The sequence below is a fragment of the Streptomyces sp. NPDC052107 genome, assembly GCF_040680215.1.
In the GTDB taxonomy this organism is placed as follows: Bacteria; Actinomycetota; Actinomycetes; order Streptomycetales; family Streptomycetaceae; genus Streptomyces.
The window spans coordinates 1-15,235 of record NZ_JBFAWG010000012.1 but is presented as its reverse complement, the minus strand read 5'-3'; the positions used below and the strand labels follow the sequence as shown (position 1 = coordinate 15,235).

Sequence of the window (15,235 nt, the reverse complement as noted above, 5' to 3'; positions counted from 1 at the left end):
CATGGAGTGCCGGAACTCGTACTGGAATCAAACGGACGGACCTGGACGTTGGACCCGTCCAGGCCCTACACCCTCGGCCGCGATCCGCAGGGTGACATCGTCTTCGACGACGCCAGGGTGTCCTGGCGGCACGCCACGGTCAGCTTCAACGGCCGCAGTTGGGTCATCGAGGACCATGGCAGCACCAACGGCACGTTCGTGCAGGGCCGGCGGATCCAGCAGATGGAGATCGGACCGGGCGCGTCGCTGCACCTCGGCAACGCGACCGACGGACCGCGGCTGAACCTGTCGGGCGCGGCGGTCGGTCAGCAGCAGCCGGCACCGTACGCGGCGCAGGGCGCCGGGGCGCCGGGCTGGGCCCAGCAGGCACCCGCCTCTCAGCAGGCCGCACAGCCGCAGGCCCAGCAGGCACCGGCCCCGCAGCAGGCCGTACCGCACCAGGCGCCCGCACAGCAGCAGGCCCCGCAGCAGGGCTGGCCGCAGCAGGCGCCCGCGTTCCCGCAGCAGCAGGCGGGGCCCGCGGAGCAGTACGCGCAGAAGACGCCCGGTGGTGCCGCGGGGGCGCCGCCGGTCTACGGCGACCGCAGCCCGACCACGTTCCACCAGTTCGCCGTCGGCCGGGTGATGCGCATCGGCCGTGCCCTGGAGAACGACCTGGTCGTCTCCGACCTGCAGGTCTCCCGGCACCACGCCGAGTTCCACGCCACGCCCGACGGCCGGCTGGAGATCCGCGACCTCGGCTCGCACAACGGCACCTACGTCAACGGCCAGCCGATCCCCAAGGGCGGCTCGGTGCAGCTGGGCCCGGCCGACATCGTCGGCGTCGGCCACTCCACGTTCCGGATCGTCGGCGACCGGCTGGAGGAGTTCGTCGACACCGGTGAGGTCTCCTTCTCCGCGCGCCATCTGACCGTCACGGTCGACGGCGGGAAGCAGATCCTCAAGGACGTCTCCTTCGGTGTCCCGGAGAAGTCCCTGATCGCGGTCATCGGCCCGTCCGGCTCCGGCAAGTCGACCCTGCTCAAGGCGCTCACCGGCTACCGGCCCGCCAACCAGGGCGAGGTCCTGTACGACAACCGCAACCTGTACAAGCAGTTCGCCGAGCTGCGCCAGCGCATCGGTCTGGTCCCGCAGGACGACATCCTGCACAAGGAGCTGAGCGTCAAGAAGGCCCTGAAGTACGCGGCCAAGCTGCGCTTCCCGGCCGACACCACGGCGCAGGAGCGCGACGCCCGCATCGACGAGGTGCTGCGCGAGCTCAAGCTCGACATCCACAAGGACAAGAAGGTCACCTCCCTCTCCGGTGGCCAGCGCAAGCGTGTCTCGGTGGCGCTGGAGCTGCTCACCAAGCCGTCGCTGATCTTCCTGGACGAGCCGACCTCGGGTCTGGACCCGGGCATGGACCGCGACGTCATGCAGCTGCTGCGGGGCCTCGCCGACGACGGCCGCACGGTCCTCGTGGTGACCCACTCGGTGGCCGAGCTGGCGCTGTGCGACAAGCTGCTGGTGATGGCGCCGGGCGGCGCGGTCGCCTACTTCGGCCCGCCGGAGGAGGCGCTGAACTTCTTCGGCTACGACAGCTGGGCCGACGTCTTCTCCGCCTTCGAGAACTACCGCGACTACGACTGGGCGGGCCGCTGGAAGGGCTCGCAGCACTACCAGATGTACGCCGCGGACGTGGACTCGGTCGCCCCGCAGGCCGTACACATGCCTCCGCCGCAGGCCATGAAGCCGCCCAAGCCGCAGAGCTGGGGCTCGCAGCTGATGACCCTGATCCGGCGCTATGTGTCGGTCATCGTGTCCGACAAGGGATTCCTGGCGCTGACGGTGATCCTGCCGGCGGTGCTCGGCGCGGTCAGCCTGCTGATCGACCACAAGCGGGGCCTGCTGGTCAACGCGGCGATCAACCCGAGGACCGGCACGCACATCCCCAACGGCACGGCCACCACCGTGCTGCTGATCCTCGCCGTCGGCGCGTGCTTCGCGGGCGCCGCGAACTCCGTCCGTGAACTGATCAAGGAACGGGTGATCTACGAGCGGGAGCGCGCGACCGGCCTGTCCCGGTCGGCGTACCTGATGTCGAAGGTGGTCGTGCTCGGTGCCGTCACGGTGCTGCAGGGCCTGATGGTCGGTGTCATCGGCTTCTCCAGCCGTGAGATCCCCGACCAGGGTGTCGTGCTCGGCGGCTCCACCCTGTTCGAGCTGTGCGTGCCGATCATGGCGCTCGGCTTCACCTCGATGATGGTCGGCCTGGTGATCTCCTCGCTGGTGAAGACCGCCGAGAAGACCATGCCGCTGCTCGTGATGTTCGCGATCATCCAGGTCGTCTTCACCGGCTGTCTCTTCACCCTGCACGGCACCCTCGGCGTGAACGAGTTCTCGTACCTGATGCCGTCGCGCTGGGCGGTGGCCGCGGCCGGCGCCACGCTGGACTTCAACAACATCGCCCCGAACACCGACGACCCGACCAGCACGGACCCGCTGTGGAACCACACGGCCGGGGCCTGGACGCTGGACATGGTCGCCCTGATCGCGCTCGGCGTGGTCTGCGGCTTCTTCGTGGCCCGCTTCCTGCGCCGCCACGAGCCGGAGGTCATGCGCAAGTAGCCGTGCCGGTACGACGCGAAGGGCGGCACCCCGCGATGGGGAGCCGCCCTTCGGCGTTACGTGTACGAGGTCCGCGCCAGCCCTCAGTACGCGCTGTTGACGTTGTCCATCGAGCCGTACCGGTGGGCCGCGTAGTTGCAGGCGGCCGTGATGTTGGCGACCGGGTCGTAGATGTTCCACGACGTGCCGGGCACGTGGTAGGCGCGGAAGGTCGGGTCGATGACCTGGAGCAGGCCCTTGGACGGGATGCCGTTGATGGCGTTGATGTCCCAGTTGTTGATGGCCATCGGGTTGCCCGAGGACTCACGAATGATGTTGCGGTGCACACCGCTGTAGGAGCCCGGGATGCCGTGCTGCTTCATGATGTCCAGGGACTGACGGATCCAGCCGTCGAGGTTGTTGGCGTACGTCTTCGCGGCGACCGGCTGGATGTCGACCCGCTGGGTGGAGCGGCTCGCGGCCTCCTTGGCGACGCGAGCCTGCGCGGCCTTCTTGGCGGCGTCGGCGGCGGCCTTCTGCGCGGCGGCCTTCTTCGCGGCCTCGGCGCGCCGCTTGGCGGCGGCGGCCTCGTCGGCGGCCTTCTTCTTCGCGGCGAACGTGTCGAGCTTGACCGTCTCGGGGGCGAGCTGGTCGGTGACCGTGCCCTTGACGTTCTTGAGCGTCGTGCCGGCGGCGACCTGGGCGGCCGTGGCCGGGGCGCCGGTGGTGACGGTCTCGGCGTTGCTCGGGACGGCCGAGACGGCGATGGCGGCGGTGCCGAGAGCGGCGACGCCGACGATGGCGAGCTTGTGCTGCTTGGTCAGGGCACTATGAGCACGGTTGAGGATGTTCTTGGGCATGGCTGATGGACCTCTTCGATAGCGCGGAGGTCGCTCCTGCGTCCGCCGGGGGAATCGGCTCCTCCCACACGAACGCCGCGGGCCGGTGACCCACGGCGCTGAGCGACGGAAGCAATTCTTAGCTGGCGCAAAATGCCATGGCAAAGGTGTGACGTACGATCCTCGATAGTGGATCAGGGAAGGGCAAAACTGGACAGACTCGACCGTTATTCCCGTTCATGCGGGGATGGTTTATCTCCTATGCCCGGTCGTACGTGATGTGGGTCCTATGTGCGGGCTCACATCGGGCGCGTAGCAGTTTCACCAGGAGTTGCCGTCGCAACGCTCTGTGTGAGAGTTCTCCACCGGGAGGAGGAGATGCACGTCGCCGAACTCGTGCCACAGGTAGAGCCCGCTGAGCGCCTCCTCGTAGGCCCGGTCGACCGCGGCCTGCCCCGCGACCGCCTCCAGCATCAGCAGATGCGAGGCCTCCGGCTCGTGCAGCCCGGTCAGCAGCCCGTCCACCACCCGGACCCCGCGCTCGGGCGTCACGACCAGGTCCGTCCACCCCTCGGCCGCCCGCACCACCCCGTCCGGCCCGGCCGCCGACTCCACGGCCCGCACAGCCGTCGTGCCGACCGCGATCACCCTTCGGTCGCCCGTCTTCACCGCGTTGATCAGCCGCGCCGACGCCTCCGGCACCGCGAACCGCTCCGGATACGGCGGCTCGTGCGCCTCCGCCGACGCCACCCCCGTGTGCAGCGTGATCGGCGCGAACTGCACACCCCGGCTCACCAGCTCCGCCACCAGGGCCGTGGTGAAGGGGCGCGCCGCACTCGGCATCTCCGCACTGCCCGACCCGTCCGGCGACGGCAGTGCGAAGACCGTCTGGTACGCGGACAGCGGCTGGTCCCCCGCCGTATAGGAGTAGCGGATGGGCCGCCCGTGCGCGCGCAGCATCCCGAGGACGTCCCCGTCCGCCCGGGCCCACCACAGCCGCTTCCCGCTCGGGCTCAGCGGCTCCTGAAGCACCAGCCGCCCCGCTCCCGGCAGCACCACCTCCATACCCGCACGCGTGCCCGTACGCGCGCGGGTGGTACCCCGCCCGTCCGGTTCCCGCAGCTCGACCGCCCACCGGCCGTCGTCCCCGCGCGTGGAGAAATGCACCACCACGCGCGCGTGCCCGATCCGTCCGTCCACCGCCGCGGCCAGCGTGGGCGAGGTGTTCACCACCAACAGGTCCCCGGCCCGCAGCAGCAGCGGCAGCTCCGGGAAGAGGTGATGCGTCACCTCCGTACCCCGCGACACCAGCAGCCGTACGGCGTCCCGCCCCAGCCCCGGACCACGCCGCTCGGCGGGCACGCGCGCGGACAGCCCCTCCGGTACGCGCACGACGGTCCTCATCGCCGCTCCAGCAGCGCCGGCGCCGCGTACCGCCCGCTGGCCGGCCGCTCGTCGAGCAGCCGCAGGAACGCCGGTACGACCGTGTCCGGCGCCGGTCGCGGATCGTCGTCGTCGGGTACGGCCGCCGCGTACAGGTCCGTCGCCATGTCCCCGGGATCCACCGCCCACACCCGCAGGCCGGGCTCCTCCACCGCCAGCACCGCCGCCAGCTGGTCCAGGGCCGCCTTCGAGGCGCCGTAGCCGCCCCAGGTCTCGTACGCCTCGGCCGCCGCGTCCGAGCTGACCGCGACCACCGTCCCGGCCGGCGACTCCCGCAGCAGCGGCAGCGCCTCCCGGACCAGGCCCAGCGCGGCCACCACGTTCACCTCCAGTGCCCGCCGCAGTCCCTCCAGGGGCAGCGCGGCCAGCCGCACCAGCGGCTCGGCACCCAGCGCGCTCGCGTTGCTCACCAGCAGGTCGGCCCCGCCCAGCCGGCGCGCGGCCGCCACCAGCGCGGCCCGGTGCCCGGCATCCGTCACGTCCCCGGCCAGCGCCTCCACGCGCGCGCCGTGCCCGGCGATGTTCTCCGCGGCCTCCTCGAGGGCCTCGGCGCCCCGGGCGTCCAGCACCAGATCCCAGCTTCGCGCCGCCAGCGCCGTTCCGAGCGCCCGCCCCAGGCCCTTCGAGGCTCCCGTGATGATCGCCACCGGCATGACTACCGTCCTTTCGTCACCACCGCCTCCATCAGGCGGTGACCACAACCTAGGAACGGCGCCGGCCCGGCCGCGTCGGACGCGGGCCGCAAACCGCAGGGGCCCTTCGGCGTACACCGCGCGTCCGGGCCCCGGGACCTACGCCGGCCGCCCTAGGACCAGCGGACCGGGCCCCGCCGCCACAGGTCCGATCCGCTTGTCACACCCCGCCGGTACCGTGAGGACATGAGTCACCGCCCCCGGTCCGGCCTCGCAGCGGTCAGTTCCGCGCTGCTGGCCATGAGCAGGCATCTGGAGGTGCGCGACGTCCTCAAGACGATCGTCGCCTCCGCCCGCGAGCTGCTGGACGCCCAGTACGCCGCCCTCGGCGTCCCCGACGACCACGGCGGTTTCGCCCAGTTCGTCGTCGACGGCGTCAGCGACGAGCAGTGGCGCGCCATCGGCCCGCTCCCTCGCCAGCACGGCATCCTCGCCGCGATGCTGCACGAGGCGAAGGCGGAGCGCCTCGCCGACGTGCGCAAGGACCCCCGCTTCGAGGGCTGGCCGGCCGCGCACCCGGACCTGGCCGACTTCCTCGGCCTGCCGATCCGCGACGGCGACGAGGTCATCGGAGCCCTCTTCCTGGCGAACAAGAACTGTCCCAGGCGGGACGGGAGTTGCGGCTTCACCGAGGAGGACGAGGAACTGCTCGCCATCCTCGCTCAGCACGCCGCCATCGCCCTCACCAACGCCCGGCTCTACGAACGCAGCCGCGAACTCACCATCGCCGAGGAACGCTCCCGCCTCGCCCACGAACTGCATGACGCGGTCAGCCAGAAGCTCTTCTCCCTGCGCCTGACCGCCCAGGCCGCGGCGGCCCTCGTCGACCGCGACCCCGCCCGCGCCAAGGGCGAACTCCACCAGGTCGCCGCGCTCGCCGCCGAGGCCGTCGACGAACTTCGCGCCGCGGTAGTGGAGTTGCGCCCCGCTGCCCTGGACGAGGACGGCCTGATCGCCACCCTGCGCACCCAGACCCAGGTCCTCGACCGCGCCCACACCGCGCGCGTGACCTTCACCAGCAACGGCTTCCGCGCCCTGCCCGCCGCCCAGGAGGAAGCCCTGCTCAGGGTGGCCCAGGAAGCCCTGCACAACGCACTGCGCCACTCCGGCGCCGCACACGTCGACGTCAGCGTCCAGCGGCGCGGTTGCGGAGCCGTGCTGCGCGTCACCGACGACGGCGGCGGCTTCGACCCGAAGGCGATCCGCCGCGCCGGACGGCATCTGGGCCTGGTCTCGATGCGGGACCGCGCGAGCGGGGTCGGCGGCACGCTGACCGTGGAGTCGGTGTCCGGCAAGGGCACCACGATCGAGATGGAGGTCCCCGGTGGCTGACGGAATCAGGGTGCTGCTCGTCGACGACCATCAGGTCGTCCGCCGGGGCCTGCGCACCTTCCTGGAGGTGCAGGACGACATCGAGGTCGTCGGCGAGGCCGCCGACGGCGCCGAGGGAGTCGCCCGCGCCGAGGAACTGCGCCCGGACGTCGTCCTGATGGACGTCAAGATGCCGGGCATGGACGGCGTCGAGGCCCTGCGCCGGCTGCGCGAACTCGACAACCCCGCGCGCGTGCTCATCGTCACCAGCTTCACCGAGCAGCGCACGGTCGTACCGGCCCTGCGCGCGGGCGCCGCCGGTTACGTCTACAAGGACGTGGACCCCGACGCCCTCGCCGGCGCCATCCGCTCCGTGCACGCCGGCCACATCCTGCTCCAGCCCGAGGTCGCCGACGCCCTGCTCTCCCAGGAGGAGGGCAACTCCGGGCAGAGCAGAGGCGGTTCGCTCACCGAGCGGGAGCGCGAGGTGCTCGGCCTGATCGCGGACGGCCGCTCCAACCGCGAGATCGCCCGCGCCCTCGTCCTGTCCGAGAAGACCGTCAAGACGCATGTCTCCAACATCCTGATGAAACTCGACCTCGCGGACCGCACCCAGGCCGCGCTGTGGGCCGTACGACACGGCGTGACCGGCTGAAGCGCGCCGTGCGCGCCGGTGCGCCCGGCAATACGGAGGGTTCCGCTCCGGACTGAGATTCATACCGTCGTGGGAATGTCACCCGGATGGCGCATCCTCCGACGATCTCCGCCGTTCTCCAGTGCGTGCCGCGGCGAACCACCGCGGTGACCGCCTAGGAGGGGTTGGAAAGTGAAGAACCTGAAGAAGGTAGCTGCCGTGACGATGGTGGCCGGTGGCCTCGTGGCCGCCGGTGCGGGCATGGCCTCCGCCACGACCGGCAGCTGGGCAGGCGGCGAGGCCCACGGCTCCCCGGGCGTCGGTTCGGGCAACGTCGTCCAGGTCCCGGTGCACGTCCCGGTGAACGCGGTCGGCAACAGCGTGAGCGTCATCGGCGTGCTGAATCCGGCCTTCGGCAACCTCGGCCTCAACCACTGAGGTCCGGCCGACACTGACCACAGGCCTCCCGGTGCCCACCGGGAGGCCGCCTGTCATGTGTTGTTCACTAGGCGCGCCCACGCGGGTGGAGCCGCATACCGATAACAGCCTCGCGCCCCTGAGCCGGTGCGATCGTCCCCCACCATCCAGCTACCGGGCTCCCCGCTCCCGCTCCTCCACGATCGAGTTGTACGCCGCCACCTGCGCCCGCCGCGCCGTCCGCTCCACCGGCCGCAACGCCTCCGACCGCGCCGCCATCTCGCTGGAACTGACCGCACCCCCGTGCCCGTTGCCGTACGCCAGCGACACCAGCAGCGCGACCCGCTGTGCCAGCTCCAGCACTCGCACCGCACGCGGCGGATACCCCGGCGCCAGCACCTCCCGCCCCCGCTCGGCCCGCGCCCGGTACGCGTCGATCGCCGCCTCAGCCACCGGACCCGACCCTGCGACGTCCAGCTTCGACAGCACCTCGGTCGCCTCCCGCAGCGCCTCCGCCAGCTCCCGCTCCGCCTCGCCCAGCGACGGCACATCGGCGGGCGGCGCCTCCCGCACCGGCAGCACATGCCAGACCACCTCGGCATGCACATCACCCTGCGGCCCGGCCTCGTAGACGTCCGGCACCAGCCCGAACGCGGCGCCGTGGCAGACCACCGCCTCCTCGGCCTCCAGCGCCCGCGCATTGAACTCGGGCGGACCGCTCAGCCCCAGCGGATGCCCCGGCGCCGGCAGCGCCACCCGCAGCCCGGTCGCCCCCAGCGTCCGCAGCCGCCCCAGTGCCAGCGTGAGCCCGACCTGCGCGGACTCCCCGGGCAGCCCCTCCACCCGGTGCACGGTGTCCTCGCCCACAATGGCGAGCGCGGCGTCATCCGGAGACACAAGTCCGGCCAAAAGGGCATTTCCCCAAGCGGCAAGGCGTCCTGAACGCGGTTCCGTGAGCATGCCCCCACCCTAAGGACCGGACCGATGGAATGGAGCGGCGCACTCGTGGCGTAGATTTCATAAGGGCTGCGCCCACAGGCGCGGCGGACCGAGCCACAGGCGTACGCGACAGCCGAGACCGGCACACTGCAAGGGGAGACAACGCGCTCATGAGCGATGTTCTGGAGCTTCAGGACGTATCCGTGGTCCGCGAGGGCCGGGCTCTGGTGGACCAGGTCTCCTGGTCGGTGAAGGAGGGCGAGCGCTGGGTCATCCTCGGACCCAACGGCGCCGGCAAGACCACCCTCCTGAACGTCGCCTCCAGCTACCTCTTCCCCAGCAAGGGCACTGCCACCATCCTCGGCGACACCCTGGGCAAGGTCGACGTCTTCGAGCTGCGCCCCCGCATCGGCGTGGCCGGCATCGCCATGGCCGAGAAGCTCCCCAAGCGCCAGACGGTCCTGGAGACGGTACTGACGGCCGCCTACGGCATGACCGCCCACTGGCAGGAGGAGTACGACGAGGTCGACGAGCAGCGCGCCCGCGCCTTTCTCGACCGCCTCGGCATGAGCGACTACCTCGACCGCCGCTTCGGCACCCTCTCCGAGGGCGAGCGCAAGCGCACCCTGATCGCCCGCGCCCTGATGACCGACCCCGAGCTGCTCCTGCTGGACGAGCCCGCCGCCGGCCTCGACCTCGGTGGCCGCGAGGACCTGGTCCGCCGCCTCGGCCGGCTCGCCCGCGACCCCGTCGCCCCCTCGATGATCATGGTCACACACCACGTCGAGGAGATCGCCCCCGGCTTCACCCACGTCCTGATGATCCGTCAGGGCAAGGTCCTCGCCGCCGGCCCGATCGAGCTGGAACTGACCTCCCGCAACCTCTCCCTCTGCTTCGGCCTGCCGCTCGTCGTCGAGCAGGTCGGCGACCGCTGGACGGCTCAGGGCCTGCCCCTGTCCTGACCCTTCACCCGAGGTCTTCCCCGAGGCCTTCCCAGGCCCGTCCCGCTCCCTTTCGCGCCCTGTCCGCCGCCCGACCCCGGCCCTACCATGACCGTGTGAACGACATCGACGCATGGGTGTGGTGGCTCGTCGGCGCGGCGGCGCTCGGAATCCCGCTCGTGGTCACCGCCATGCCGGAGTTCGGCATGCTCGCGGTGGGCGCCGTCGCGGCCGCGGTCGTCGCCGGACTCGGCTTCGACGCCGTGATCCAGGTCCTCGCCTTCGTCGTCGTCTCCGTCGCACTCATCGCCGTCGTCCGCCCCATCGCGGCCCGGCACAGCAGACAACTCCCCGGACTCGCCACCGGCGTCGACGCCCTGAAGGGCAAGCAGGCGGTCGTCCTGGAACGCGTCGACGGCGCCGGTGGCCGCATCAAGCTCGCCGGGGAGGTCTGGTCGGCCCGCGCCCTCGACACCGACCGCGCCTACGAAGTGGGCCAGGAGGTGGACGTCGTGGACATCGAGGGGGCCACCGCCATCGTCATCTGAGGCATCCTGCACACGAGTTGGGCAATGGTCTGTCAGACTCGACCAGCAAGATCTTCTGCAACCACGAGATCTGCCTAAGGCGCCGAGGCGGAGAGGGGTACGGGGAACACGATGGAACCGGTCATCATCGTCCTGGTCATTCTGGTGGTGTTGGTCTTCATCGCCCTGATCAAGACCATCCAGGTCATCCCACAGGCCAGCGCCGCCATCGTCGAGCGCTTCGGCCGCTACACACGCACCCTGAACGCGGGCCTGAACATCGTGGTCCCGTTCATCGACACCATCCGCAACCGCATCGACCTGCGCGAACAGGTCGTACCCTTCCCGCCGCAGCCGGTGATCACCCAGGACAACCTGGTCGTCAACATCGACACGGTCATCTACTACCAGGTGACGGACGCCCGCGCGGCCACCTACGAGGTCGCCAGCTACATCCAGGCCATCGAACAGCTGACGGTCACCACACTCCGCAACATCATCGGCGGCATGGACCTCGAACGCACCCTGACCTCCCGCGAGGAGATCAACGCCGCCCTGCGCGGCGTCCTCGACGAGGCGACGGGCAAATGGGGCATCCGCGTCAACCGCGTCGAACTGAAGGCCATCGAACCGCCCACCTCCATCCAGGACTCGATGGAGAAGCAGATGCGCGCCGACCGTGACAAGCGCGCCGCGATCCTCACCGCCGAAGGTACGCGCCAGGCCGCCATCCTCACCGCCGAGGGCGAGAAGCAGTCCCAGATCCTGCGCGCCGAGGGTGAGGCCAAGGCCGCCGCCTTGCGCGCCGAGGGCGAGGCTCAGGCGGTCCGTACGGTCTTCGAGGCCATCCACGCCGGCGACCCGGACCAGAAGCTCCTGTCCTACCAGTACCTGCAGATGCTCCCGAAGATCGCCGAGGGCGACGCCAACAAGCTCTGGATCGTCCCCAGCGAAATCGGCGACGCCCTCAAGGGCCTCTCCGGCGCCATGGGCAACTTCGGCCCCCTGGGCGGCGGAGGCCAGGGCAACGGCGGAGCCAACGTCCCCTCACAGAACAACGGCCCGGGCACCGAGCGCCGCGAGAAGCCGAACATCGACTGAGGGTCTCCATGTGAACGCCGGTTCCCCCCGCGCCCCGTCACGGGGCGCGGGGCCGTATGGATATGCGGCTCCGCCGCGCGGGCGCGAGAAACCCGAGACAACCCGCAACCGCCGGCGAACCGAACCCGGCAGACGCCTAGGCCGCATCCCGAGCGAGCCACTCGGGAAGCGCCTCGAACTCCTCGGCACCCAAAGCCAACAGCATCGCATCAGCCGGAGTCGGCTCGAACGGCTCCCTCAGCAAAGCCATACCCGCCTCCTCGGGAGTCCGGTTGGCCTTCCGGTGGTTGTCCTCCGCACACGCGGCAACCGTATTCAGCCACGTGTCCTGCCCACCCTGCGCCCGCGGCAGCACGTGGTCCACCGTCGTGGCCCTGCGCCCGCAGTACGCGCACCGGTGCCGGTCCCGGACCAGCACACCCCGCCTCGACCACGGGGCTTGTCTTCGGAACGGCACCCGTACATATCTGCACAGCCTGATCACCCGGGGCGCGGGTATGTCCACATCGGCACCGCGCATACGCAGTTCGGGATGGGCCTGCTCGACGACGGCCTTGTCCTGGAGCACCAGAACGACGGCTCGATTCAACGTCACCGTCGACAGCGGCTCAAAGCTCGCGTTCAGTACCAGCGTGTCCCGCATCCAGCCCACCTCCCGTGCGCATCTGCCCACCCCCCGGCGGGCTTGGATCAACTCTGGACGGGCGCGCCGAGATGGACAACGCAATAAAAAATGCCCGCCTCCGATCACTTCCAAGACCGGAGGCGGGCAAACGTTCAATGAACGCTCGGCTGAATCACGGCGCCGCGCTCAGCCCTGCGCGGGGTTCTCGTACTCACCGATGAGCTGGGCACGCGCGATCGCGTGGAACCGCAGATTGAAGCCGACGACGGCCGGAGAGACGTCGGCATCCGGACCGAGCTTCTCCTGGTCCACCGCGTACACCGTGAAGACGTACCGGTGCGGCCCGTCCCCGGGCGGCGGCGCGGCGCCACCGAAGTCCTTCGTCCCGTAGTCGTTGCGCACATGCACCGCGCCCTCGGGCAGGCCCTCGAACTTGCCGCTGCCCGCACCCGCCGGCAGCTCCGTCACGGAGGCCGGGATGTCGAACAGCACCCAGTGCCAGAAGCCGCTGCCGGTCGGTGCGTCGGGGTCGTAGCACGTCACGGCGAAGCTCTTGGTCTCCGCCGGGAAGCCCTCCCACCGCAGGTGCGGCGAGGTGTTGCCCTCCGCGTGGACCTGGGCGCTCTTCAGCGTCGCACCCTCCTCGATGTCCGCGCTCGTCACCGTGAACGACGGCACGGGCGGATGGAAGTCATGGGGGAGCGGCCGCCGCTTGAGCTCGGTCACCTCGGTACCTCCTGATCGATGATCTGGAACCAGCAGTTCCCGAGCCTAGAACCAGTTGCGCTTGCTGCCGACCTCGGACAGCCACTGGTTCAGATAAGCCGCCCAGTCGGTCCCCATCCAGTCGTTCAGACCCACCTGGAACGACCGGTAGGTGTCCGAACCCTCGCTGAACAGACCCGGCTTCTTGTCCATCTCCAGCACGACGTCCATCGCGTGCTCGTCGGCCACGAAGCTCAGCTCGACCTGGTTCAGGCCCCGGTACTGCGACGGCGGGTGGAACTCGATCTCCTGGTAGAAGGGCAGCTTCTGCCGCGTGCCCCGGATGTGGCCACGCTCCATGTCCGCGTTCTTGAAGCGGAAGCCCAGCTGGATGAAGGCGTCAAGGATGGCCTTCTGCGCCGGGAGCGGGTGGACGTTGATCGGGTCCAGGTCGCCGGAGTCCACGGCCCGAGCGATCGCCAGCTCGGTCGTCACACCGATGTGCATCCCGCGCAGCGCCTGCCCGTCGATCATCGTGACCGGCGTCTCCCAGGGGATCTCCAAACCGAACGGCACCGCGTGGACGGCACCCGCCTGCAGCTCGAAGGCACCGCCGAGCCGCACCTTGGTGAACTCGATGTTCTGCTTGTACTCCTCGTCGCCGCTCTCCACCTCGACCTTGGCCTGCAGACCGACGGACAGACCCTCGATGTCCTGGTTCACGGACCCGCCCTGGATCCGCACCTCACCCTGGACGACACCGCCCGGCACGACATTGACCTCGGTCAGCACCGTCTCGACCGACGCCCCGCCGGCCCCGAGGCTCGCGAGCAGCTTCTTGAACGCCATTGACTCTCCCTTTACGAAGGACCCTCGACCCCTACAAACGCGATCCGCCGCCGACCGGTTCCGCCGACGCGGTGTCCCCTCTGCATTACCCTCGGACGGCATGATCGCGCTCCCGGACCGTACGCCACTACCCCGAGAGTTCTTCGACCGCCCGGTCCTGGAGGTGGCACCGGACCTCCTCGGCCGCATCCTGGTGCGTACGACACCCGACGGCCCGATCGCAGTCCGCCTCACCGAGGTCGAGGCGTACGACGGCCCGAACGACCCCGGCTCACACGCCTACCGTGGCCCCACCGCCCGCAATGCGGTGATGTTCGGTCCCCCCGGACACGTATACGTCTACTTCACCTACGGCATGTGGCACTGCATGAACCTCGTCTGCGGTCCCGAGGGCCGCGCGAGCGCTGTCCTGCTCCGCGCCGGTGAGGTCGTCGACGGCGTAGAACTCGCCCGCAAACGGCGAGTTTCGGCCCGGAACGACAAGGAACTGGCCAAGGGCCCGGCCCGCCTGGCGACGGCCCTGGAAGTCGACCGCGCCATGGACGGCACGGACGCGTGCGCCTCCGGCGAGACCCCGCTGCGGATGCTCACGGGTACGCCGGTAGCCCCTGACCAGGTACGAAGCGGCCCGCGCACCGGAGTCGCCGGCGAAGGCGGGAACGGCGACATCCATCCCTGGCGTTACTGGGTCGCGGGCGACCCGACGGTGAGTCCCTATCGGGCACACGTACCGAAGCGGCGCCGAAGTTGACGCGCCCCACGAAGGTGCGTAATGTATCCCGAGCCGCTGAACCGGGTACGGCGTTTGCCTGCAGCCGGAGCGGCCCACCCACTACTCAGCTACAACCCCTCGGCGGGGTCGGTTTTGGCGCGTCCGCGTGCCCGAATTCGAACTCGCGAGACTCGATTATGAGTCGCCGAGAGAATGAGCTAACGTAGTGAATGTCGAAAGGGCGGACGGCGAAAGCCGAAAACCCCGGAGACATCCCGCCGACAGGGAATCGGGTCGAGAAAAGATCTGATAGAGTCGGAAACACCGAAGGGAAGCGCCCGGAGGAAAGCCCGAGAGGGTGAGTACAAAGGAAGCGACCGTTCCTTGAGAACTCAACAGCGTGCCAAAAATCAACGCCAGATATGTTGATACCCCGTCTCCGGTCATCGCGACCGGGGCGAGGTTCCTTTGAAAAACACAGCGAGGACGCTGTGTGCGAGGGGACTATTCCTCCTCTCGCACCGCTCTCGTGGTGTTCATCCCGATTACGGGAAAACATTCACGGAGAGTTTGATCCTGGCTCAGGACGAACGCTGGCGGCGTGCTTAACACATGCAAGTCGAACGATGAAGCCCTTCGGGGTGGATTAGTGGCGAACGGGTGAGTAACACGTGGGCAATCTGCCCTTCACTCTGGGACAAGCCCTGGAAACGGGGTCTAATACCGGATACGAGTCTCCTCCGCATGGTGGAGGCTGGAAAGCTCCGGCGGTGAAGGATGAGCCCGCGGCCTATCAGCTTGTTGGTGAGGTAATGGCTCACCAAGGCGACGACGGGTAGCCGGCCTGAGAGGGCGACCGGCCACACTGGGACTGAGACACGGCCCAGACTCCTACGGGAGGCAGCAGTGGGGAA

General features: G+C 69.7%; 15 protein-coding genes and 1 rRNA gene. 9 read left to right on the top strand and 7 right to left on the bottom strand.

Features of this window, described 5'->3' with window-relative positions:
• Window positions 1-6: 6 nt before the first annotated feature.
• Window positions 7-2,607 (top strand): FHA domain-containing protein, encoded by a 2,601-nt coding sequence (locus tag AB0M27_RS15855; RefSeq protein WP_365721985.1) that lies wholly within the window; start codon window positions 7-9, stop codon window positions 2,605-2,607.
• An 83-nt stretch (window positions 2,608-2,690) separates the two neighbouring features.
• Here AB0M27_RS15855 and AB0M27_RS15850 read toward each other — a convergent pair whose 3' ends face one another.
• From AB0M27_RS15850 to AB0M27_RS15840, 3 genes are all read right to left on the bottom strand, one after another.
• The gene (locus AB0M27_RS15850; RefSeq protein ID WP_365721983.1) at window positions 2,691-3,446 is read right to left on the bottom strand and encodes a transglycosylase SLT domain-containing protein; all 756 of its coding nucleotides are present in this window, start codon (window positions 3,444-3,446) and stop codon (window positions 2,691-2,693) included.
• 300 nt (window positions 3,447-3,746) lie between these two features.
• On the bottom strand, window positions 3,747-4,829 hold the full coding sequence (locus AB0M27_RS15845) for an S-adenosylmethionine:tRNA ribosyltransferase-isomerase (protein ID WP_365721981.1): 1,083 nt from the start codon (window positions 4,827-4,829) through the stop codon (window positions 3,747-3,749).
• Entirely contained in the window at window positions 4,826-5,521 is a 696-nt protein-coding gene (locus tag AB0M27_RS15840) for an SDR family oxidoreductase (RefSeq protein WP_365721979.1), read from the bottom strand. Before AB0M27_RS15840 ends, AB0M27_RS15845 begins: the two co-directional genes overlap by 4 nt.
• A 225-nt stretch (window positions 5,522-5,746) precedes the next feature.
• Between AB0M27_RS15840 and AB0M27_RS15835 the strand changes: the two genes are divergently transcribed.
• The 3 genes from AB0M27_RS15835 to AB0M27_RS15825 all read left to right on the top strand — a co-directional run bounded on the left by AB0M27_RS15835 (window position 5,747) and on the right by AB0M27_RS15825 (window position 7,943).
• Entirely contained in the window at window positions 5,747-6,892 is a 1,146-nt protein-coding gene (locus AB0M27_RS15835) for a GAF domain-containing sensor histidine kinase (protein WP_365721977.1), read from the top strand.
• On the top strand, window positions 6,885-7,526 hold the full coding sequence (locus tag AB0M27_RS15830) for a response regulator transcription factor (RefSeq protein ID WP_365721975.1): 642 nt from the start codon (window positions 6,885-6,887) through the stop codon (window positions 7,524-7,526). The genes AB0M27_RS15835 and AB0M27_RS15830 overlap by 8 nt, the downstream gene beginning before the upstream one ends.
• Window positions 7,527-7,697: 171 nt before the next feature.
• Window positions 7,698-7,943, top strand: coding sequence for a chaplin (locus tag AB0M27_RS15825; protein WP_356310424.1), 246 nt, complete (start codon window positions 7,698-7,700; stop codon window positions 7,941-7,943).
• A gap of 150 nt (window positions 7,944-8,093) precedes the next feature.
• Here the strand turns inward: AB0M27_RS15825 and AB0M27_RS15820 are convergent, their stop codons facing one another.
• On the bottom strand, window positions 8,094-8,882 hold the full coding sequence (locus tag AB0M27_RS15820) for a hypothetical protein (protein ID WP_365721972.1): 789 nt from the start codon (window positions 8,880-8,882) through the stop codon (window positions 8,094-8,096).
• Window positions 8,883-9,031: 149 nt separating this feature from the next.
• Between AB0M27_RS15820 and AB0M27_RS15815 the strand changes: the two genes are divergently transcribed.
• The 3 genes from AB0M27_RS15815 (at window position 9,032) to AB0M27_RS15805 (ending at window position 11,430) form a co-directional block, all read left to right on the top strand.
• A complete protein-coding gene (locus AB0M27_RS15815; RefSeq protein WP_365721970.1) occupies window positions 9,032-9,823 on the top strand; it encodes an ABC transporter ATP-binding protein in 792 nt (263 codons plus the stop codon).
• A gap of 95 nt (window positions 9,824-9,918) precedes the next feature.
• The gene (locus AB0M27_RS15810) at window positions 9,919-10,350 is read left to right on the top strand and encodes an NfeD family protein (RefSeq protein WP_365721968.1); all 432 of its coding nucleotides are present in this window, start codon (window positions 9,919-9,921) and stop codon (window positions 10,348-10,350) included.
• Window positions 10,351-10,461: 111 nt separating this feature from the next.
• Window positions 10,462-11,430, top strand: a complete 969-nt coding sequence (locus AB0M27_RS15805; RefSeq protein ID WP_365721966.1) for an SPFH domain-containing protein — start codon at window positions 10,462-10,464, stop codon at window positions 11,428-11,430.
• A gap of 136 nt (window positions 11,431-11,566) precedes the next feature.
• Here the strand turns inward: AB0M27_RS15805 and AB0M27_RS15800 are convergent, their stop codons facing one another.
• From AB0M27_RS15800 to AB0M27_RS15790, 3 genes are all read right to left on the bottom strand, one after another.
• Complete coding sequence (locus AB0M27_RS15800; protein WP_228623854.1) at window positions 11,567-12,073, bottom strand: HNH endonuclease; 507 nt, start codon at window positions 12,071-12,073, stop codon at window positions 11,567-11,569.
• A gap of 168 nt (window positions 12,074-12,241) precedes the next feature.
• Window positions 12,242-12,781, bottom strand: a complete 540-nt coding sequence (locus AB0M27_RS15795; protein ID WP_365721964.1) for a YbhB/YbcL family Raf kinase inhibitor-like protein — start codon at window positions 12,779-12,781, stop codon at window positions 12,242-12,244.
• A gap of 45 nt (window positions 12,782-12,826) precedes the next feature.
• Window positions 12,827-13,609 carry a sporulation protein gene (locus AB0M27_RS15790; RefSeq protein ID WP_365721962.1) on the bottom strand — a complete coding sequence of 261 codons (783 nt, stop codon included), beginning with the start codon at window positions 13,607-13,609 and terminating at the stop codon, window positions 12,827-12,829.
• A gap of 100 nt (window positions 13,610-13,709) precedes the next feature.
• Between AB0M27_RS15790 and AB0M27_RS15785 the strand changes: the two genes are divergently transcribed.
• Window positions 13,710-14,360, top strand: coding sequence for a DNA-3-methyladenine glycosylase (locus tag AB0M27_RS15785; protein WP_365721960.1), 651 nt, complete (start codon window positions 13,710-13,712; stop codon window positions 14,358-14,360).
• A gap of 519 nt (window positions 14,361-14,879) precedes the next feature.
• A 16S ribosomal RNA gene (locus AB0M27_RS15780) occupies window positions 14,880-15,235 on the top strand; the annotation flags it as partial.

Bases quoted from the DNA above. Each gene is read 5' to 3' on its own strand.
- AB0M27_RS15850 (WP_365721983.1), bottom strand. From the start codon at position 3,446: ATGCCCAAGAACATCCTCAACCGTGCTCATAGTGCCCTGACCAAGCAG.
- AB0M27_RS15845 (WP_365721981.1), bottom strand. From the start codon at position 4,829: ATGAGGACCGTCGTGCGCGTACCGGAGGGGCTGTCCGCGCGCGTGCCC.
- AB0M27_RS15840 (WP_365721979.1), bottom strand. From the start codon at position 5,521: ATGCCGGTGGCGATCATCACGGGAGCCTCGAAGGGCCTGGGGCGGGCG.
- AB0M27_RS15835 (WP_365721977.1), top strand. From the start codon at position 5,747: ATGAGTCACCGCCCCCGGTCCGGCCTCGCAGCGGTCAGTTCCGCGCTG.
- AB0M27_RS15820 (WP_365721972.1), bottom strand. From the start codon at position 8,882: ATGCTCACGGAACCGCGTTCAGGACGCCTTGCCGCTTGGGGAAATGCC.
- AB0M27_RS15815 (WP_365721970.1), top strand. From the start codon at position 9,032: ATGAGCGATGTTCTGGAGCTTCAGGACGTATCCGTGGTCCGCGAGGGC.
- AB0M27_RS15805 (WP_365721966.1), top strand. From the start codon at position 10,462: ATGGAACCGGTCATCATCGTCCTGGTCATTCTGGTGGTGTTGGTCTTC.
- AB0M27_RS15800 (WP_228623854.1), bottom strand. From the start codon at position 12,073: ATGCGGGACACGCTGGTACTGAACGCGAGCTTTGAGCCGCTGTCGACG.
- AB0M27_RS15790 (WP_365721962.1), bottom strand. From the start codon at position 13,609: ATGGCGTTCAAGAAGCTGCTCGCGAGCCTCGGGGCCGGCGGGGCGTCG.
- AB0M27_RS15785 (WP_365721960.1), top strand. From the start codon at position 13,710: ATGATCGCGCTCCCGGACCGTACGCCACTACCCCGAGAGTTCTTCGAC.